14 protein-coding genes and 1 pseudogene are annotated in these 21,494 nt (G+C 44.1%); 1 reads left to right on the top strand and 14 read right to left on the bottom strand.

The window, feature by feature from the left end:
* Positions 1-248: 248 nt before the first annotated feature.
* The 5 genes from ABUA34_RS10045 to ABUA34_RS10025 all read right to left on the bottom strand — a co-directional run bounded on the left by ABUA34_RS10045 (position 249) and on the right by ABUA34_RS10025 (position 8,578).
* Positions 249-2,213 carry an oleate hydratase gene (locus tag ABUA34_RS10045; protein WP_055145621.1) on the bottom strand — a complete coding sequence of 655 codons (1,965 nt, stop codon included), beginning with the start codon at positions 2,211-2,213 and terminating at the stop codon, positions 249-251.
* A 150-nt stretch (positions 2,214-2,363) separates the two neighbouring features.
* Positions 2,364-4,196 (bottom strand): GGDEF domain-containing protein, encoded by a 1,833-nt coding sequence (locus ABUA34_RS10040; protein ID WP_349823243.1) that lies wholly within the window; start codon positions 4,194-4,196, stop codon positions 2,364-2,366.
* Positions 4,197-4,275: 79 nt separating this feature from the next.
* Complete coding sequence (locus tag ABUA34_RS10035) at positions 4,276-4,836, bottom strand: TetR/AcrR family transcriptional regulator (protein WP_022215953.1); 561 nt, start codon at positions 4,834-4,836, stop codon at positions 4,276-4,278.
* 121 nt (positions 4,837-4,957) lie between these two features.
* Positions 4,958-7,447, bottom strand: coding sequence for a cation-translocating P-type ATPase (locus tag ABUA34_RS10030; RefSeq protein ID WP_420314950.1), 2,490 nt, complete (start codon positions 7,445-7,447; stop codon positions 4,958-4,960).
* 330 nt (positions 7,448-7,777) lie between these two features.
* The gene (locus ABUA34_RS10025) at positions 7,778-8,578 is read right to left on the bottom strand and encodes an SDR family NAD(P)-dependent oxidoreductase (protein WP_004851555.1); all 801 of its coding nucleotides are present in this window, start codon (positions 8,576-8,578) and stop codon (positions 7,778-7,780) included.
* Positions 8,579-8,762: 184 nt separating this feature from the next.
* Here ABUA34_RS10025 and ABUA34_RS10020 point away from each other — a divergent pair, with 184 nt between their 5' ends.
* A complete protein-coding gene (locus ABUA34_RS10020; protein WP_349823242.1) occupies positions 8,763-8,906 on the top strand; it encodes a hypothetical protein in 144 nt (47 codons plus the stop codon).
* A 51-nt stretch (positions 8,907-8,957) separates the two neighbouring features.
* Here ABUA34_RS10020 and ABUA34_RS10015 read toward each other — a convergent pair whose 3' ends face one another.
* The 9 genes and pseudogenes from ABUA34_RS10015 to ABUA34_RS09975 form a co-directional block, all read right to left on the bottom strand.
* Positions 8,958-9,656, bottom strand: a complete 699-nt coding sequence (locus tag ABUA34_RS10015; protein WP_055272431.1) for an HAD family hydrolase — start codon at positions 9,654-9,656, stop codon at positions 8,958-8,960.
* Positions 9,657-9,658: 2 nt separating this feature from the next.
* Positions 9,659-11,356, bottom strand: coding sequence for an extracellular solute-binding protein (locus ABUA34_RS10010; RefSeq protein ID WP_117875284.1), 1,698 nt, complete (start codon positions 11,354-11,356; stop codon positions 9,659-9,661).
* A 50-nt stretch (positions 11,357-11,406) separates the two neighbouring features.
* Positions 11,407-12,285, bottom strand: coding sequence for a sugar ABC transporter permease (locus ABUA34_RS10005; RefSeq protein ID WP_022215950.1), 879 nt, complete (start codon positions 12,283-12,285; stop codon positions 11,407-11,409).
* Entirely contained in the window at positions 12,285-13,679 is a 1,395-nt protein-coding gene (locus ABUA34_RS10000) for a carbohydrate ABC transporter permease (RefSeq protein WP_349823241.1), read from the bottom strand. The genes ABUA34_RS10005 and ABUA34_RS10000 overlap by 1 nt, the downstream gene beginning before the upstream one ends.
* Positions 13,680-13,785: 106 nt before the next feature.
* A complete protein-coding gene (locus ABUA34_RS09995; protein ID WP_015534109.1) occupies positions 13,786-15,087 on the bottom strand; it encodes an extracellular solute-binding protein in 1,302 nt (433 codons plus the stop codon).
* A 300-nt stretch (positions 15,088-15,387) separates the two neighbouring features.
* Positions 15,388-17,100 carry a sensor histidine kinase gene (locus tag ABUA34_RS09990; protein WP_349823240.1) on the bottom strand — a complete coding sequence of 571 codons (1,713 nt, stop codon included), beginning with the start codon at positions 17,098-17,100 and terminating at the stop codon, positions 15,388-15,390.
* A gap of 58 nt (positions 17,101-17,158) precedes the next feature.
* On the bottom strand, positions 17,159-18,676 hold the full coding sequence (locus ABUA34_RS09985) for a response regulator transcription factor (protein ID WP_055272539.1): 1,518 nt from the start codon (positions 18,674-18,676) through the stop codon (positions 17,159-17,161).
* 205 nt (positions 18,677-18,881) lie between these two features.
* Positions 18,882-21,131, bottom strand: a complete 2,250-nt coding sequence (locus ABUA34_RS09980) for a glycogen/starch/alpha-glucan phosphorylase (protein WP_055223647.1) — start codon at positions 21,129-21,131, stop codon at positions 18,882-18,884.
* Positions 21,132-21,251: 120 nt separating this feature from the next.
* A pseudogene (locus tag ABUA34_RS09975) lies at positions 21,252-21,488 on the bottom strand (4-alpha-glucanotransferase); the annotation flags it as partial.
* Positions 21,489-21,494 lie beyond the last annotated feature (6 nt).

Below are 21,494 nucleotides of genomic sequence, written 5' to 3'. Positions count from 1 at the left end.
GCTTATATTTGTGCTCATTCCTGACATCAGACAGGCCATGGGCGCCGACATATCCACACTGGATTATGTATTCAGTCAGGCATCAGGAAACACCGCCTGCCTCATCTGGCTAGTTGCCAGCTTTGTATATTCTAAAAGAAACAGCAATTAACAACCGTCTCCAAACTAATTCAAACATATAAAAAGTTCCATGCATCTGCACCGTGCAGACACATGGAACTTTCTTATTACTCTATATTAACTTCAACCTACAGCATACCCTCTTTTATAATATCGTGGTCTCTCAGTACCTTTTCAATCACCGTGCCCTGGATCTTCTTAAGTATAGGTCTCTTGAGCTTGTTCAGAGGTCCAAGATTTATCTCAAGCGGAGATTTGCCATCCATGAGCTTCACGCTGCTGTCCAGCAGTTCACGGATATCGTACACACTTCCCCACACCTCAGGAACACCTCTGTCCACACCGAGGAGTCCATACACAGCCTCCATGGCTGTTCTGACAGAATACTCTGTGGTGAACACTGTGTCACGAGGAGTGTCGGCGAACTGTCCGAGGAATGCAAAGTTGGTGCATCCATCCGGAATTACGTCTGGTCTGTCGCCCTTTGCCCTTGGCATGAAGAATGCGGTGATATATGGCATCATAGTTGGCACACAGACTGCGCTGTTTGTGGCCAGTTCCTCGATCTCATCTTCTGGCACTCCCAGATGATAGAGCCACTCCTCCGTGATCTCCTTACCGGTACAATCCTTCATAGGCTTCTTGATATAATCGCCCGGAACATCTGTGAACAGGCCATATACCCATACACACACCTTATCCTTGTCCTGGGTCTTGAACTGTCCCTGTCTGTTGATGGTCCAACTCATCAGCCAGCTTGAATCCTGACAGCTCACGATACCACCCGTGACAACCTTTCCTGTTCTCGGATCACGCTTGCAGATATCCACGATGTATGGGATGATCTTGTCGTCAAGCGTTGTTACTGTGGCCGACTCCCAGTTTGTCTTAGATATATCAGAACAGAACTTCTCAGGATGGCCAAATGAAGGATCCTGTGCAGCTATGTTCTTCCACAGGCTCCAGCAGCCGCTTGTCCTGACCTCTGCGTCACCATTTGGCGCATGGTTCTGATCACCGTAGATAGTTCCCTCCGTGCAGCTTCCATTTGTGACAAATACAAGATCGTTCTCAGTGAGTGGAATACCCTTCTCAGTTCCGTTTACCCTGCACTCTATGGTCTTTGCTATCTTCTTGCCGTCTCTCATGTCAAATATGACATTTGTGACCTCCGTGTTGTACTGGAATGTCACGCCCGCCGCCTCAAGATACTTCACCATCGGAAGGATCAGCGACTCATACTGGTTGTACTTCGTGAACTTGAGGGCCGAGAAATCCGGAAGTCCTGAGATGTGATGTATGAATCTCTGGAAGTAAAGTTTCATCTCCAGCGCGCTGTGCCAGTTCTCAAATGCGAACATCGTCCTCCAGTACAGCCAGAATGTCGAATCAAATACCTCATCGTCGAATACATCTTCTATTGTCTTGTCATACAGATCCTCGTCCCTTGTCATGAAGAGCTTCATGATCTCCATGCAGCCCTTCTGGCTCAGATTGAATTTGCCATCTGTGTGGGCATCCTTGCCTCTGTTCACTGTTGCTCTGCACAGTGAATAATTTGGATCCTCCTTGTTCAGCCAGTAATACTCGTCAAGAACCGATACCCCCGGTGTCTCTATGGAAGGTATACTTCTGAACAGATCCCACAGGCACTCGAAATGGTTCTCCATCTCACGTCCACCTCTCATGACGTAGCCTCTGGCAGGATCAAATATTCCATCGCATGCACCGCCCGCTATATCCATAGCCTCAAGAATATGGATATGTGAGCCCGGCATCTGTCCGTCACGTACAAGGAAACAAGCTGCTGCCAGTGATGCAAGACCACTTCCCACTATATATGCGTTCTTGTCATCCACGCCCTCCGGCTTTCTCGGTCTGGCAAATGCCTCATAGTTTCCATTTGTATAATAGATTCCCTTACTGTTCTTCTCATGCTTTCCGCGCTCCGTATTGCGGTACTCAGCATGTTCAGCCGCAGCCTTCTCCTTCTGAACTTTTGCCTTATTATGATTTTTAACTGTGAGAGCTGCTGCTCCTGCGCCGGCTGCTGCCACCGCTGCTATCCCGATTCCCAATTTCTTCTTTGACATAAGCAATTCTCCTTTCAGTTTGCCGTCTATATCCATCTCATGCCCCTATAATAGCTTGCCCAATTTTTATTTCATATTTACAAAAAAAGTGGAATGATAAAATTTTTATCATTCCACCCGTTTTGTATAACCCTATATTGCATATGTACTCTAGTGATACCTTCTATCGACACCCTTCTGCCTGTAATATGCCGCCTTGTTCTCGTACATTCTCTCATCTGCAGCCTTGACCATCTCGTCAAATGACTCCCAGTCCTTCTCATCACTTGACACATAGCCACATGATATCGATACGGATTTCACCAACTGTCCAGACCATCCACGCACAACGTCATCAAACTCCTGCTGCACTCTCTTCAGCCTTCTGGTATTTACAAAGATGATGGCTGCAAATTCATCACCGCCCATCCTGTACACCTTACCATAGTTTCCAAAACACTGCTCCATACACTCGGCAGCACCCTGAAGCAGTTCATCTCCAGCCGCATGTCCCAGGGTATCATTCACTGGCTTAAGCCCATTTACATCCATGGACACATACACATATACAGAATCTCCCGGCAGCTCCCTGACATCATCTATATATGCGCTCCTGTTATAACATTTTGTGAGCTCATCTGTATAAGACCTTCTTATCAGCTTCTGCTCCCGTTTCTTATCTTCATCTATGTTTCTGGTGGTAAATATGACTTTTAAAGGACGTCCGTCCTCGTCAACATCTATCGATATAAATGACAGTCTGAACCATCCAAGATCCTTCACCATGAACTCACCTGATACAATCTTTTTCTTGATCAGCCTGTCCCCAAGACTATCAAGATCCATGAATTTCTGGGCACTTGCCTGATGTTCATCCACAACCACCTTATGAACGATCTTCCTCATAAGTTCCTTCGCCCCTGCTGCCCGCTCACCAGCCCTCAATATCAGGTCTCCTGCGGTATAGAGTGCAAATGTATCATGTTGAAGATCAAGCATATGCATGCTGTAATACATCCCCGACATGGATGTCAATATTGACAGCTGTTCATTTCTCTCCCGGTTCGCATGTATCACCTTCATCACCATGCTTACCACCAGGCCGGCGGCAAAACACAGATACAGTGCCATGATAACCATGATTGCCATATTGCTCCGGCTATTCACATCCATTCTATATATGACCCCGATCACATACTCTCCGGATCTTCGGAATACACATCTGTTTCTAAATCCATTAATCCTTCTTATGCCTGTAAAACTGTCTTCATCGTCCGGCAACATATCATCAGTCACCGAAATGCCGATCTCATCAAGAGTAAGCCCTACTACCGGTTCATATGAACATCCATATATTTCTCCCGATTCGCCATCTGCCACTACAACACTCAGACCATCATACATAGGCATATTGGCAACCACCGTGGATATCTCATTCTGTTTTACTTCATTCAGAAGTCTTCTCGGCTCGATTCCAACCTGTATCATCTTGGTTCCATCATCGTTCCATGTTATTGCATACATCATCTTCTTACCATTTGATGTGTTCGGAGTGACATCCTGACACATGGTGAGATTCTTGTCATCAAGCATCGGCTTGAAATACGCCATCTGCTCCCCGGAATCAAAGCTATATCCAAAATATTCGGGATTGGTACCAGCATATATCACGCCATCCGTATTAAACAAATGCACCTCATCAACAGATATAAGTGCAGCAATCTTGCGGAGCTCATCCACATCATTTGCCACCTCAGGCTTTGCATCAACTATATACGCCACAGCCTTAGCCCTGACCATATAATCTTCCTTGAGGGAGTCTATCAAATCTTCCTCACTTGCCTTATTCTTCTCAATTACATTGCTGACCTGATCCAGCAGCACCTGCGAGGTCCTGTCAAAACTCCTGTTATTGATAAAGCTCAGTATGACCGCCTGGATGACCATAGCAACCAGCACAATTCCCCCTGTTATCAGTATTATCCCCGGCAATCTCTTTTTCATATCTGATGTTCGATTCATAAGCGCTCTCCCCGCGTATCCCGCAGTACTAGATTTCTTTATCCTGATCCGTCCTCTGCTTTTACATCTCGCTTTCAAAGTTATGAATGGAATTTGCTATATTTCCACGAAGCGTAATGCTAAGCTGCTCCACTATTTTATGATAATCGTCTTTCATCCCCTCGTCTACCCAGTCAAGCATAATTCCAACAAATCCATACTTGTAAAAGTCTGCTATGAACTGCTTATCATTCTCAGAAAGATTATCCCCTGCGCATTTCTCATCCACTACATCCGCTATGAGCTGGTACGACAGCTTATATAGATAGTTTTCTATCTTTGCCTTATCCACCGACCTATATATATTTACGATAAAGGGCTTGTTCTCAAGCACAGCCTCAAACACCTGTATCATGCCCTCCTGCCAGGTATCGTAGGTCTTCTTATCCTTCAGTGCCTGCTTCCCATCCTCTATACACACCCACTCGGCAAGCTCATATATGTCCTGAAAATGATAATAGAATGTCATTCTACTTATCCCGCAGTCTCCAGTGAGATCCGCTATCGTTATCTTGTCAAATGGCTTCTCCTTGAGAAGCTTTTTCAGAGATGCCTCAAGTGCTTTTTTAGTTGAATTTGCCATGCATACCTCCTGTTATCTAAGCTGTTCATATCATCCTTATAAACAAACATACTCATAAAAAACAATGTTGCTTCTTATGAGTATATCTTTATGTTTATTATATTCTTTTTTCGACAATTCTCTACTTAAAAATGTTATATTTCCTTATCTTTCTTCTGATCTTACGTCTGTTCTTCTCGTCTCCAAAGAAGCTGCTGAGCTTTTCAACAAACAGTGTCAAATATCTGAACATAGATTCCGCAGCAAATGCAAATACAACCATGAGCAGGAAACATATGTTGGATATCGACTCTATGGCAAACAGCCTGCCGAGGAAAAGGCCACAGAACAGCAGTCCGATTATGTTGATAAGAAGTACACCATACTTCATCTTGTTGAACGGATGGCTGATCTTGATTATTATCATGAATCCGACAACCGCAAGAAGCATTGTGCCGGCTGTGGCTATGTCCTCACTCGGGAGATTGAAGACCTGTCCGCAGATTACAAGTGCTCCGACCGACAACACATCCGTGAGTCCTGCAGGCAATGCTTTTAACATGACATTTACCATAAAGTTTCCCTCTATACGATCCCTGTTCGGCTCAAGTGCCAGCAGGAATCCCGGCAATCCTATGGTGAACATGCTTATGAGCGATATCTGTGAAGGCTCCAGCGGATATGTGATCGCAAATATCGCTGAGAATATGGCCATCAGCAGTGAGAATATATTCTTAACAAGGAAGAGGCTTGCTGATCTCTGTATATTGTTGACCACCTGTCTTCCCTCAAACACCACATATGGCATACGTCCGAAATCCGAATCCAGAAGCACCGTCTGTGCCGCCTGCGCAGCCGCTTCACTTCCGGATGCCATTGCAATACTGCAATCGGCATCCTTCATTGCGAGTATATCATTTACACCATCACCAGTCATGGCAACCGTGTGTTTCTGTTTCTGGAGCGCCCTGACTATGAGCTGCTTCTGTTTAGGCGTAACTCTTCCAAATACTGTATATTTATCCACAGCCTCAGTTATATCCTTCTCAGACTCCAAAGTGGACGCATCCACATAGTTCTCCGCTCCATCTATGCCTGCCCGCTTTGCCACCTCTGATACTGTGGCAGGGTTATCTCCGGATATAACTTTTATGGCAACGCCCTGCTCTTTGAAATATGTAAATGTGCTCTCCGCATTTTCCCTTATTGGATTTGAAAGCACTATATAACCAATAGGAGATATGCCTCCTAATGGTCTTACCGAACCAATAGAATCCTCTCCTGACTCCGCCATAAGAAGGACTCTGTATCCCTTGCTCTGGTACTCCTCTATCTCTTCGGATATATCCTCATACCTATCCTTCATTATAAACTCCGGAGCACCAAGCATATAGTCTCCCTCGACAAATGACACCTTGCTGTATTTGTTCGCTGATGTGAAAGGTTGTGTCTTGAGCAGTGTCCTGCTGCCCTTCTCTATCTCATTCTTAGCCACATAGGCTCTGATTGCCTCCATTGTGGCATTGTTGTCCTCAATGACCGCTGAGTAATCCGCCAGCAGATGCGCAAATGCTCTCTTGTCCATCTCGGCATCGCCGCATCTGCCGCTTATCACCAGCTCTGTAACCTGCATACCCGGCTCAGTGATGGTTCCGGTCTTATCCACACAGAGTACATCGACTCTCGCAAGTGTCTCTATACTCTTCATGTCATGCAGTAACACTTGTTTCTTCGCAAGTCTTATTGTGCTGAGCGCAAGCGCAACAGTTGTGAGCAGATAAAGTCCTTCAGGGATCATTCCGAGAACCGCCGCAACCATCGATACAACACTCTTCTTGAATGTCTCTCCATTCATGATATACGCCTGGCAGAACAATATGATTCCCACTGGTATGATGATGATTCCAACCCATTTTACAAGTTTGTTGATGTACCTGATCATCTCTGACTGTTCGCCGTCACCCATGGCCTTCGCCTGGGCTGTGAGCTGTGATATGTATGACTCATTGCCCACCTTGTCAAGCTTGGCATAGCACTGTCCGGACACCACAAAGCTTCCGGACATGAGTCGATCACCTGATTTCTTCTTGATCTCATCCGACTCACCGGTGAGCAGGGCTTCATTTACCGATATACTGCCGCTGAGCACCGTAGCGTCAGCACATATCTGATTGCCTGCCGACAGAATGATGATATCGTCCTTAACCAGTTCCTCTGATTGTATCTGCTGTTGTTCTCCGTCTCTCACAACTATCGAATGTGGCGCATTTAACATGCTCATCTTGTCAAGAGTCTTTTTTGCACGCAGCTCCTGAAATATTCCTATAACCGTATTGCCTATGATGACCGGCAGGAAAGTCAGATTCCTAAACGAACCAACGATACATAGCAGCACCGTAAGTATGAGGAATATAAGATTGAAGTACGTAAGCAGGTTGGACTTGACGATCTGCCCCACAGTCTTCTGCGTACTTATATCCGTGTGATTGGTCTGTCCATTGTCGATCCTTTTCCTTACTTCCTCCGAGGTAAGACCCATGATCGGGACTCCTCGTGTATCCAAATTGCTTTCTGAGTTTGTATCCAAATAAAACACCTCTTCCTGTGTATATGGTCGGCAAATGTTATGCATCGAGCAGCATTTTGCATCGACTGCCCATGACATCTCATTATTTCTTTAACAAAGTTCTATTATAAGTACTCCAAGTAAGGTTATTCAAGGATGATGGCAGATATTTCATATTTTTTTAAGAAACCTTGTGTCTTATTAACGACAAGCGGACAACCATCTGGTTTGAGATATAGTTGATGACTGAGTCGGCTAAACAAAATGAGCATAACACATTTCCCATCTGGGTATTATTGTGTTACGCTCATTTTTTATGCAAGCCGCGAACCAGGATCCGCATCTACATCATATTCTATTATCATAGCATAAGCCATATTTGATATATTGACTGCACTATGGTCTCTGTCCCATCGCGCCCTCAAGTGTGATCGTCTCACCACTCATGTACTTGAAATCCGGTGATGCGAGTGCCACGCACGCACGTCCAATCTCCTTCTCTACGTCTCCGAAGTGTCCCATTGGCGGCATCTTTACATTTGCCTTGAACGCATCCGGATATGCCTTCTCAAAGTTCTCAAGCTGTGATGTCCATGCGAGAGGACATACTATATTGACATTTATTCCATCAGCTGCCCACTCTGTAGCTGCAACTCTTGTAAGGCCCCTGATGCCTTCCTTTGCTGCCGCATATGCGCACTGTCCGTAATTTCCAAATAGGCCTGCACCTGATGCAAAGTTGATGACTGAACCCTTTGTCTCCTTCAGATATGGATAGCATGCCTGCATATAGTAAAATGCAGCGTAAAGACCTGAATATATGGCAAGGTCAAACTGTGCTGTTGTGTGATCTGCGATGGTAACGCCTGATGCAGATGCCTGCGCATTGTTGATGAGCACATCTATTCTTCCAAATTCCTTAACCGCCTGCTCCACAACATTCTTGACAACGCTCTCATTGTCCGCACCTGCGTTTACATCAGCCTGGACTGCAAGAACCTTGATTCCATATTTGCTCTCAAGCTCTGCCTTTGCATCCTCAAGCTTCTGGACATTACGACCTGTAAGTACAAGATTAGCACCTTCCTTGGCATATGCTGTCGCTATTCCGTATCCGATAGATCCACAGCTTCCATCGCTGAGAACTGCACGTCCGCCTCCTGTTATTATCGCTGTCTTACCTGTTAAAAAACCCATATGTGTACACTCCTTCCCTAGCCATGACTACTTTCTTCACACCGCATAGATTTCTGTCAACCATAACATATATCTATAATTTCATAGCCCATGTCTATTATTATAGCCACACTACCTACCCAAAACAACACCTTCACATACCTTTAAATAAAAATATTTATGCATATCGTTCCTCAGAACACTGGTGATACAGCTTGCAGCGGTGTTGATGCTGCCTATGGTGTTTGGCATCAATGGAATCTGGTGTGCTGTGGCCGTAGCGGAGGCTGTGACCCTTGTCATAACTATCACCTTCCTTATAAAAAATAAAAAGAAATACGGATATTAAACAAAATAAGCCGGAGTATGTGATTTTTAATTATCACGCACTCCGGCATTTTTACATCGCCCTATTCACTATGTTCTTAAGTTCCGGATAGCTGGACACAGCCAGTACATCCTCGTCCGTCTTGTTCTGCAGCGACAAATACCACACCGGTGTCATTCCAGCATTTTTCGCTCCCATGACATCCTTCTTGTAGCTATCGCCCACATAGATGACCTCATCGTTCTTTACGCCCAGCTTTGTAGCTATCATATCGAACATCCTGCGGTTCGGCTTTTCTATACCAGCCTCCTCGCTTGTTATCATTGCGTCAAGTCTGCCCGTAAGTCCAAGTCTGTCTATCTTCCTGAACTGGATATGCGCAGTCATATCTGTACAGATACCAATCTTTATTCCTCTGGCTTTCATATCATCTATAAACTCCAATGCCCCGGGGAATATGGATATCTTGTTCAGGAAATTGTTCCAGAAATAGTTGTACACCTGCAGGTCATACTTAAATGGTGATACCCCCAGAATCTCCAGCATCTTCTGGAAGTACAGCACCCTATTGTGCTGCGCCGCCATATCCCAGGCAGAGAGCTGATCCTTTACCATGTCTCTGCCTTCTTCAAAGGCTTTCATCACTGTCACTTCATCTATATGAAGAAGTTCATTTGCCACATATCTCACAGTGTCATCCACTGCCTTATCATTCTCGTGAAGGCAGTCGTATAATGTATCATCTAAATCAAATACTATTGCTCTTATCATATCTACCGGCACTCCCTTCGAACTTCATCGGTGATCGTTGTTCCACCGGACTTATACCAGTTGTCCACAAAACTGTCAAATTCATCCAGATCTGCTTCACCTGTAACTATCTTCAGGTAAGTATTGCTCTCCAGATTCTCAAGGTGCCACCAGTCTGACACCATGGTCTCAGTCTCACCGAAGTACAGAGATTCGACTTTATTTGTACGCGCATCATTGAGGATCTTGCATGCAGTTATACGGGATGTATATGCCGCCCAGTCCTCCGATGACGCATTATCTTCATTCTTGAGATATGACTCACACGCCTCATAATAAGATTGTTCCAGCAGATTCAGATCATCCGGCTGCCTTATGCCAGAGAACACGTGGTTCAGCTCGCCATAGCATATCTGAAGTGCATTGTTGTAGTCCACGTTCATTGCAAGTGGTCTTGCGGTAGGATCCACATTGAGTTTGTAGTAATCCTTTATAGCCTGATTGTCTTTGTCCTCATATCTTACATAGTCGAACAGCACACTTATTATCTTGCACACTATCTCCGGGTGCTCATATCCCTTTCTGACTACCACGAAGTTGCCATATGGAACCTGAGTGTGATAACTCGTTGAGCCGTTTTCCTCTGTGGCAAGCAGATATGGTTCCCACTTTGCTGTTGGATCGGCCGCTACAGCGTCCATAAGAGGATTATTTGGCGCCCACCATGGTCCAAAGAATGAACCACACTGTCCATTCACTATGAGTTCTATTATGTTGCTGCTTGTCCGCATGAGGAAATTCCGATCCAGAATCCCTTCCTCGTACATCTCATGTATATGCTCCAGAGCCTTCTTTGCCTCCGGCTGTACAGAACCATACACAACCTTTCCGTCCTCATCCTTTATCCACTGTTTCGGAAATGCCCCATATGCGGCAAATACAATGTCGAGTGTGTACTCGCTGCTATAACCACAACCGCCGCAGAGACTTGTGTCTGCCACCAGCCCTACGGTACTTCCTACACCATTATTTCCCGGATCTTTCTCAATAAACTGCCTGATGATCTCCTCCGCATCCGAAAGTGTTCTCGGAGCCTCAAGTCCCAGCTTATCCATCCAGTCTTTTCTAAGCCATATCAGATTTGGTCCATCTGATATATTTGTCTCAGGTATGGCCATGATACGGTCATCAAATGTGACCACATCCATAATACTGCTGCCATAACTCTTATATATGTTCTTTATCGTTTCACTCATACAGTTGTTATAACTGTCTGTGAGATCCTCGATCATGTCATTTTCCACCAGATACTGCAGCTCATCCATGTCCTGGACGATCATCACATCCGGAAGATCCTTCTGTGCTATCACCATGGATACATTATCATCATACTGATTATCAGCAGCCTCAAATATATCCTGGTTCTGCACATTTAAGATTTCATTTAATATCTGTGTGTATGCGTTATTTTCATACGTTTCTCCCTGTGGGAGATTTGAATTATTTGCACCGGACAGCTTTCCCAGGGTATAGGTGAGCTGTTCCGGATACCTTCCAAGCGGCGTTGTCTCCGCAATATGCATGGCAGACTCATATTCTGCATCTGTGGTCGCCTTAGACGGGTTGGAGGGGGTGTTATTGTCCTGGCAGCCACATATTATTATAAGGGTAATTGTTAGCACACATGTTATTATTTTTTTCAGATACTTCATTGCTGGCATATGCTTTCCTCATTCCACTTAGGTTTTGCAAATAATTTCATATATTATCCTTAACCCTTTACGCCTCCAGACATGCTATCCTTGTAGCACTTCTGCATTATCATAAAGAGAATGATAATCGGTACGGATATCAGCACTGCGCCAGCCGCAAATGAGTTGAACCAGTTGTACACATACTCTTTCTCGAGCATGTTCCAAAGTCCGATGGATACTGTGTAATAGTCCTTGTTGGCTCTGCATATAACCTTGGCAAACACAAAATCAATCCATGGTGCAAGGAACGAATTCAGAACCGTATAAACTATGATCGGTCGGCTGAGTGGTATGATGATCCTTGTAAATGACTGCCATCTTGTAGCACCATCAAGGTATGCTGCTTCTTCCAGCGACTTTGGTATAGTATCAAAGAATCCTTTGGCGATATAGAATCCAAGTCCTGAACCGCCTGAATATACGAGTACCAGAGCAACCCTGATGAGTGAGCCTTCTGAAAGTCCCAGAACCTTAAGGATGTAATACACAGCTATCATAGCCATGAATCCCGGGAACATTCCAAGGATAAGTGCCACATTCATAAATGGCTTTCTCAGTCTGAAACGCATTCTTGACATACAGTATGAAACTGCAAGCACGAACGCTGTTGATATTATACATGAGAAAATTGCTATTATCAAAGTATTCTTGAACATCTGCATGAAATTCAGAATACCTGTGTCTGTAAAAAGCTTTGTATAGTTTGCCAGAGTCAGAGACTTTGGCAGCAGAGTTGAAACATACTGTCCTTTCTCTCCTCTGAAGCTTATCATGATTATCCATGCGATCGGCAATACCCAGATAACCGAAAGGATTACCAGTATGATATGAACCACGATGTCTCCCAGTGTCCATTTGCTTCTTGCTTTAATCTCATTATTATTTGATTTAGCCATTACTGAAATCCCTCCTCATCTTTATATGATGCGGTGTTGTGGTAAGTTACCAGTGACACAACAGCGAGAACTATGAATGTCATGATACCTATAACAGCACCTAAGTTGTAGTACTGATTATCAACCGTCAGCTTATAGAGCCATGTGACAAGAAGATCTGTCTTTCCGGCAGTCTTTCCAACCGGAGTAGGCGCTCCATTTGACAGAAGGTAGATAACGTTGAAGTTGTTGATATTTCCTGCAAATGTTGTTATCAGATATGGTGCTGTGACAAACAACATATAAGGAAGAGTGATCTTGAAGAAGATCTTTACCGGGCCTGCGCCGTCAACTCTCGCAGCCTCGTATATCTCCTCCGGTATGCTCTGGAGGATTCCTGTGACCTGCATGACGGTGAATGGAATTCCTATCCAAATATTGATGACAATTACCATGACTCTGGCAAGTGTTGCATTGCTCCAGAATGGAATAGCATTGTCGATTATTCCGTTATTTATAAGTAATGTATTGACGATACCATTCTGACTGAAGATCGTTCTCATCAGAAGAAGTGATACGAACTGCGGAACCGCTGCTGAGAGCATGAAGATCGCTCTCCACATACCTTTTGCCCTGGTTCCCTTTCTGTTGATCACCATTGCGAGTATCATTCCAAGGAAGTAGTTACTGAATGTGGCTACCACAGCCCAAACAAGCGTCCAGCCAAGCACTGACCAGAATGTACTTCCTATTGCATCACTAAAGTTCAATATCTTTGCAAAATTCTTCAGTCCAACCCAGTTGAATATAACTGTATGTGAACCAAGCTTGCTGTAATTTGTAAATGCCATAAATATCATGAAAACCAATGGCAATATCGTAAATACAACGACTCCAAGTACAGGAAGTGGAAGAAGAAATGCATGAAGATTGCTGTCAAACAGACTCTTCACATCGTCCTTAAACTTTGGAACCTTTTTGCCTTTATCCCACAGGCAATACGCTTTGTATGCGCTCTCTATACTTACTACCCAAAGGCAGATGAATGCGAAAATTATAAACAGTGTTGCCACACCGTACAGGAGCATGAGCAGAGAGTTGTCACCCTGGGTATATTCAAATACACCCTTTGCATCATTCCAGACCTTCTGCTGTTCCTGACCACCCAGATGGAAGATATCCACCAGTAGTGATGCTCCATGCTTTATCATAAACCATATAAACAGTACCTCAAGTACCAGGTACGAAAATCCCTTTACAAACTGTTTTCTGACTATGCTTCCAAACCCCAAGATCAGAAATGAAATTCTGGTAGCTATGTCTCCATTTGCCGCTGCCTGTGCAACGGTATATGGGTAATCAGATCTTCGTATTTTCTTTATTTTGCTTTTTTTATTTGTTATAGCCTGAGCCATCCTAACACCTCCGTCTCAAAGTAAATTATTATCTCTTCTTATTACAAGTGCCCCATCACCTGTAGATGAATGGAGCACCTGTTTTTGAAATATATAACTAGTATTTTTACTGTGCTACATCAGTGTTAAGTGATGTGTTGAATGACTCTGTCATATCTGCTGCGTTGTCGTGTGTAACCTCACCATTTACGAGAGACTTACCAAAGTTTTCTGCTGGTGTCCAGTAGTTGCTCATCTTAGGAACAAATGGCTGGATGAATGCTGTTGTATCGAATGTTGCATTCTGAGCTGTTACAAGTGCATCGCCCTTAACTGCATCGCTCTCAAGAAGGCTTGTGTTACATGGAACGATGTTTCTTGCTGTGTAGTGTGACTCCTGTGATGCCTCATTTCCAAGGTAGAGTGCAAGTGCAACTGCAACCTGTGGATACTCACAGTTAGGATTTACAGCGATTGCCTTTGATCCTGCAAATGAGAGGAGCTGCTTGTCCGCACCGCCGATCTTGGCTGTTGGCATAACTGCGATTCCGAGATCATCTCCAAGTGCATCGTGTAATGCTGCGTAGTCCCATGAGCCTGAGAACATTGCTGATATTGAACCATCTGTCATACCTGAGATACCAACACCTGACTCATCGTTTACAAAGTTCTTGTTGTTTACAAGATCTACCAGGTAGTCTGTAACAGCCTTGCCGTTGTCACCACCGAAATTGATTCCTGCATCATTGTCTGTACCATCACCGAATAATGTTCCGCCATTTGCAAGGTAGAATGCTGCGATGTACCATGAGTTTGAGAGTGGGAATGAAACCTTACCCTTCTCAAGCATTGTGTCAAGGCTCTTTACATCATCCTCTGTAAATGTCTTCTTGTTGTAGTACATAAACCATGTATTTGTTGTAAATGGCACACCATAGATACCTCCATCAACTGTGATAGAATCTACGATCGCCTGTGAATTTGTTGACTTAACATAATCTGCTGTGCTTCCGCCGAGCTCCGAAATAGCACCTGCATCGATCAGAGTCTGTAACTGGTCATTTGCGAACATGTATACATCTGCTGACGCTGAAACATCCTGTGTTACAGTCTTTCCAGCATCACCCTCACTACATGTACCATACTCAAATGTGATATCCCAGTTTGGATGCTCTTTCTTGAATGCCTCACATGTTGTCTGTAACCACTCGCCGTAATCAGGTGACTGATCCTCAGCTGGTCCCCAGACTGTAAGTGTTGTCTTGATTGCCTCTTCCTCTGAAGCTGCCTCTGTTGCATCTGTAGCCTCTGTTGCATCACTCTTTGCTGCTGTTGTTGACTCATCCTTTCCTGAATCTCCACATCCTGCCAGCATTGACATTCCCATTACACCCGCAAGTGCAACTGCTGCAAATCTCTTAACTCTCATAACCGTTCCTCCTTAAAAATATAGTTTTGATTGAATGTTTTTAACACCTTTGCAGTACCTTTACCTTATGTCATTATTATAAGAAAACGTTTCCAATCCGTATATATCAATGATTTTAGAATCATGTTGGATTTTTTAGATATGTTGAATTTTTTTGATGGGCGGGCGCCGCCAGAGTGTGCCGCGGAGATCCGCCGTTATGCATTGTTATTATGTCCACAAAAGTATAAAAAAATGTACCTCTTGAGCTTTAATAAGCTTCAAAAGGTACATCCACTCTTCGTATTTTTTATAATTTTTCTAGTTTTCTACTCTCTTTGGGAAGTGGAGCATTACTTTCGTGCCGGCTCCCGGGGTGCTTTCGATCTTCACCGCGTACTTCTCTCCATAATATAGCTTGATCCTCTCGTTTACATTTGACACACCGTAGCCATTGGACGACTTCGACAGGATCAGGGCGGCCTGGGTCTTTGTCATTCCGATACCGTTGTCAGATACGGTAAAGTCAATGAAATCTCCATTCTCCTTTCCCTCTATGCGTATCTCTCCTCTGCCGTCAGTCTTGACGTCAATTCCATGCCCTATCGCGTTTTCAAGCAGCGGCTGGAGTATCAGATTCAATGTTTCGTATTTTAAGATACTGTCATCTATGTCGTACACCACATCAAAGCTGTTGTCATGCATGGCAAGCTGGATATCAAGATACGACTTGATATTTGCTATCTCATCTTTGACAAGCAGGATGTTTTTTCCTTTGTTCAGTGCTGTCCTGTAGAATGTGGACAGAGACAGGGTGATCTGGCTTATGTCTTCCTGCTCTGCCTCAAGGGCTTTCCAATTGATCATAGACAGGGAATTGTACAGGAAATGCGGATTGATCTGAGCCTGAAGTGCCCTCATCTCGTATTCTTTTTCCTTGATCTTGCTCTGATATACCTCATTGACAGTCTCATCAAGTCGCTTACTCATGCTGTTATAGCCGTTTATAAGATCACCGATCTCATCTGTACTGTCATTTTCTATAACCATGCCCAGATTTCCTGTCTCGGTAGCCTTCATAGTCTTCTGAAGATTTTTGATTCGCTTCGTTATAAATTCTGATACCATATGTATACATAATATACCTGCAAGCATACTTACCAGAAGTGCCACTACGGCTATTATAAGTATCGGTCGAACCGATGAGATTATAAGTTTGTTCGGCTTGTATACACATATGTTCCAGCCGGTCGCCTTGGATGTCTTATCTATAAACTGATACCCTGAATTTTCCATCTCTCTCAGAACATCGAATTTATCCACATCCAATTCATATGCTGACTGCTCATCGGCAAATGTATTCTTGTTGAATATCATATGTCCATACTCATCCTCTATGATAAGCCCATAATTATCAAACATTGTCTCTGTATAAAACGGTTGAAATACACTGTCATAATCCACGCCTACATACAAAACGCCCTTGGCGCCTTTCTGCTCCAGCATAGCCATCCGGCTGACTGAAAATGCAGTGCGGCTTTCCATGTCAATATGCCAGTGTATATTGTTATCCAGTTCATCATATTCATGCGTTCCATCCGCCAGATCCTTTAGCGGTGCAACCGTTGACCCATGTTTTACATCGCTGGCATCAGTATATATCGTGACCTGATTTACATCCTCATGGAAATACATGATCGATGCCAACAGAGGATCGATCACCGTACTGAACTGCTCATAATTCTGGTATGCCGACTGGTCCGCACTCAGTATCTTTGCAATCGACTGGTTATACGATATATATTTAGAGAGATTGTTATATATCTCCAGTTCATTGTCCATGGAATCCGTGGTCTGGCTGACATAAGATTTCAGTATCGTTGTCTCCCGGTCCCACAGAATCTTTTTCATCTCCATGTATGTTATACCCAGTATTATCATAACAGGCACAAGTCCGGCAAGCAGATAAATAACAACCATTTTGCCGGTCAGCCTCATATCACGAAATCTCTTCTTGAGTCCACCTTTGTTCATCTACGATCCCCCTGCTTAACGAGTTCTGCACTCGCCATTTGCCAAGTCTGCTGTATGTCTACTCTTCTCCTGTAACACCGCTCTCCCTGAATTTCTGAGGGCTCACTCCATAAAACTCCCTGAAACTCGAACAAAAGTAGGATACATTCTGATAACCACACATCGCACCTATATCTACAATCTTTGCCATACTATTCTCAAGCATATCCCTTGCCCGCTCCATTCTATATGACTTGATAAATTTGCTCAGGTTCTGTCCCGTCTCTTTCTTGAACACTGTGCTGAGATAACTTGGGGCAAGATATACCATATCCGCAAGCATATCTATGCCAAGCTCGCTCCCGTAATTCCTGTAAATATACTGCTTTACCATCTCCACTTCCTTATGTCCGGTCTGACTCTTGTCCTCAAAGCAGGCCGCCAGTCTGTCTATCGCAACCTCGACGAGACCTGTAAGGCTCTGAAAATCCGTCGTCATATACATCTTTTCAACATCTTTGTTAAGATCCGCCTCACCGGTCCCATCTATACTGCCGTATATGTCTTTTAAAAGATTTGAGTAGAGAAACTTTATATATATCTGTGAACACTCATTCTTGTGTCTGTACTTTTCACAGAATTTGTCAAAATGCTCTCTGAGTGCATCCACATCCTTCATCTTGATGTCTTGTTTCATCTGTTTCATAAGAGTGTCATCATCAAACTGGATCATTCCTGACGAATCGCTCTCCATATTCGGGTAGAACACCTTTATCTCCGGATGATAAAACTTATTGTCCATGAGCTCATCAAGCTCATCGACCTTCTGTTTCATGTCCTCAGGTTTCTCTATATCCGATGAAACTGCTATAAAGCATTCCTCATCGTAATCACTTTTAATTATCCTGGCTAGCTCCTGGGCCGTGGAAACCGCATCTGTTTCATCGCCCAGGAAAATAAGTTCCTGCTGTTGGTTCAGATTGAGGTATCTCTGTATTCCAAGTGACATTATCTTCTCATTTTTCTTGAAATCCACATCTCGTCTTCCAAAGAAATCGTGATTAAATTCTACCAGCAGAATTCTCTTAAATCTGGCGAAATCGAGGTTCAGACCGTTGTACTCTCTGCGTATGCTCTCTATATCTTCGCCATTTACAAGCATATATAGTGCATGCTCATATAGGAATTCCATGCTCTTATTCTTGAGTTCATCCGAGGCTTTAGCCGCCTCAAGCTCATCCACAACCTTCTCCAGCGTCTCCTTAAACTCCTTCGGATCGACCGGTTTCAGTATATAATCCACAACCCCCAGCCTTATTGCTCTCTTTGCATAGTCAAATTCATTGCAGCCGCTGAATATCACGCATCTCATTTTCTTCTTCTCATTTACCACATTGTCAATGAGTTCTATACCGTCCATGAATGGCATCTTCACATCGGTTAGAAGGATATCATAATCCTCCTGACGTATCTTCTCCAATGCATCAAGACCGTTTACTGCCTCGTCGATATCAAATTCCATATTCAGCTTTTTCAGAAGGAATCTTATCCCATTTCTCTCTATTCTCTCGTCATCAACGATCAGTATTCTATACATCTCTCCACTGCCTTCCTTTTTCTTGATGTGAACAGATTTCGTATCACATTCCAACTTTAGTATATTTAATTATAACCGACTTACTTCTCATATGCCACCTAAAACCATCACAAGAATTCTTTATTTAAATCAAATAGGGTCACCAAAAGGGGACGGAGGTACCTGACCCCTCCGTCCCCTGCTGGGAAATATACTTTGCTTTATATTATAATCTCCAGATGTCCTTGTTGTACTCAGCGATGGTTCTGTCTGATGAGAAGAAACCAGCCTTGCTGATGTTGACAAGGGCCTTCTTTGCCCAAGTCTTACGGTCCTCGTAATCTGCAAGTACGCCTTCCTTGGTCTTGATATAATCCTCAACATCCAGGAGTGTCATGAACCAGTCCTTTACGATAAGTTCGTTGTGAAGTCTCTCAAGGCTTTCCTTCTGTCCGATCTCAAGGAGCTCATCGCTCACGATGAAATCAACAAGCTTCTTGATCTCTGGCTGCTCGTAGTAATCCTTTGACACATAATCAGCCTTTGCATAGTGGTCGATAACTGCCTCGCTTGACTCGCCGAAGAAGTAAATGTTGTCCTCTCCAACCAGTTCTCCGATCTCCACATTTGCACCGTCTCTTGTACCAAGTGTAAGCGCACCGTTCAGCATGAACTTCATGTTTCCGGTACCTGATGCCTCCTTTGAAGCAAGGGAGATCTGCTCTGAGATATCACATGCAGGTATGATCTTTGCTGCCTTTGACACATTGTAGTTCTCGATCATGACAACCTTGAGGTATGGACTTACCTCTGGGTCATTATCGATGAGCTGCTGCAGGCAGAGGATAAGATGGATGATATCCTTTGCGATGGTGTATGCAGGAGCTGCCTTTGCACCAAATATTACAGTTACAGGAGTCTTTGGAAGATTTCCTGCCTTGATATCGAAGTACTTGTGGATAACCCAAAGTGCGTTCATCTGCTGACGCTTGTACTCATGAAGTCTCTTAACCTGTATATCAAAGATAGAATTCTCATCTATGTCAATGTTCTGTGTCTCCTTAAGGTAATCCTTGAGAACGACCTTGTTCTGCTTCTTGATATCCATGATCTTGCCAAGGACTGCATCATCATCATAGAACTTAGCGAGGTCATTCAGTTTCTCTGCATCCTTCTTGTAGCCGTCACCGATGAGCTCTGTGATATAAGCTGCAAGCTGCTCGTTGCAGTGGAGAAGCCATCTTCTGAATGTGATACCATTTGTCTTGTTGTTGAACTTCTCAGGATAAATCTTGTAGAAGTTGTTCAGCTCAGAATCCTTGAGGATCTCTGTGTGAAGGTATGCAACACCGTTTACACTGTGGCTATAGTGTATATCAATGTGTGCCATGTGCACTCTCTGATCCTTGTCGATGATATATACGCTCTCATCCTTGTATCTGTTACGAACCTTCTCATCCAGTTTCTTGATGATAGGAACAAGCTGTGGAACAACCTTCTCAAGGTAAGCAAGCGGCCACTTCTCAAGAGCCTCTGCAAGGATAGTATGGTTGGTGTATGCGCACACCTCTGTCACGATCTCTGTAGCCTCGTCAAATGAGATGCCCTCAGCGGTAAGAAGTCTGATGAACTCAGGGATCACCATTGAAGGATGTGTATCATTGATCTGAACTGCTGCATAATCAGCCAGATCGTGAAGATTTGAACCCTTTGCCTTAGCCTCATCAAGAATGAGCTTTGCACCATTTGCCACCATGAAATACTGCTGGTAGATACGGAGAAGATTTCCAGCCTCATCGCTGTCGTCCGGGTACAGGCAGAGTGTCAGGTTCTTTGCAATGTCTGTCTTGTCGAAGTTAATTCCGCCCGGCTCCATGATGGACTCGTCAACGCTCTCGATATCGAAGAGGTGGAGCTTATTTGTTCTGTTCTCGTATCCGGTTACATCTATATCGTACATTCTTGACTGGACTTTCAGATTGCCAAATGTGATCGTGTTGGTAACGTCTGTCTTCTCGAGCCAGCTGTCTGCCTCAATCCAAGGATTTGCAGTCTCCTTCTGGTAATTGTTCTCAAATACCTGCTTGAACAGACCCATGTGGTAATTAAGTCCAATTCCATCTCCGTGAAGTCCGAGGGTTGCCATGGAGTCGAGGAAGCATGCTGCAAGTCTTCCAAGACCACCATTTCCAAGTGATGGCTCCGGCTCAACCTCCTCTATGTCATAGATGCTCTTGCCATTCTCAGCAAGCACCTGTTTAACCTCGTCAAATACACCAAGGTTGATGAGATTGTTCGAGAGAAGCTTTCCTATGAGGAACTCTGCTGAGATGTAATAAACCTTCTTCTGTCCCTCCTCTGAAACCTTTCCGTCTGCGAGCTTCTTTGTCATATCAAGGAGTGCGAAGTAGATCTCCTCGTTTGTGCAGTCCTTGATCTCCTTGTTGTATTTCTTCATGCAAATGTCCTTTAACATAATATCCTCCTTACAAATATACGTCTTCACCCTGTTTCTTCCATACAGTCTGGTGAGATCCCTTAATTTATCTATATGTTCCTGTGTAAATTCCCATGTTGCTCCCTTGGTAAGCCGCCACTTCCAGTTGCCGCCAAGCGTTGATGGATAGTTCATTCTGGCGCTGTTGTCCTTGCCCAAAATATCCTGCATCTGAAGTATGACCGTGTCCGCTGAGCTCATGTAAAGTGCATGTATCATCTTCTCTGCCCCATCATCCAGGCTGTTCGCCATGAGGTACTTCATCATATATTCCTGAAGCTCCTCACTCTGTCCGCTGATATAACTTTTCAGCATATCATTGTCGTGGGTTCCGATATACGC

Source organism: Coprococcus sp. RTP21428st1_C9_RTP21428_210409, assembly GCF_040227395.1.
GTDB lineage: Bacteria > Bacillota > Clostridia > Lachnospirales > Lachnospiraceae > Coprococcus > Coprococcus aceti.
Note: the sequence above shows the minus strand (reverse complement) of the source record. Positions and strands in the feature narration are given on the sequence as shown.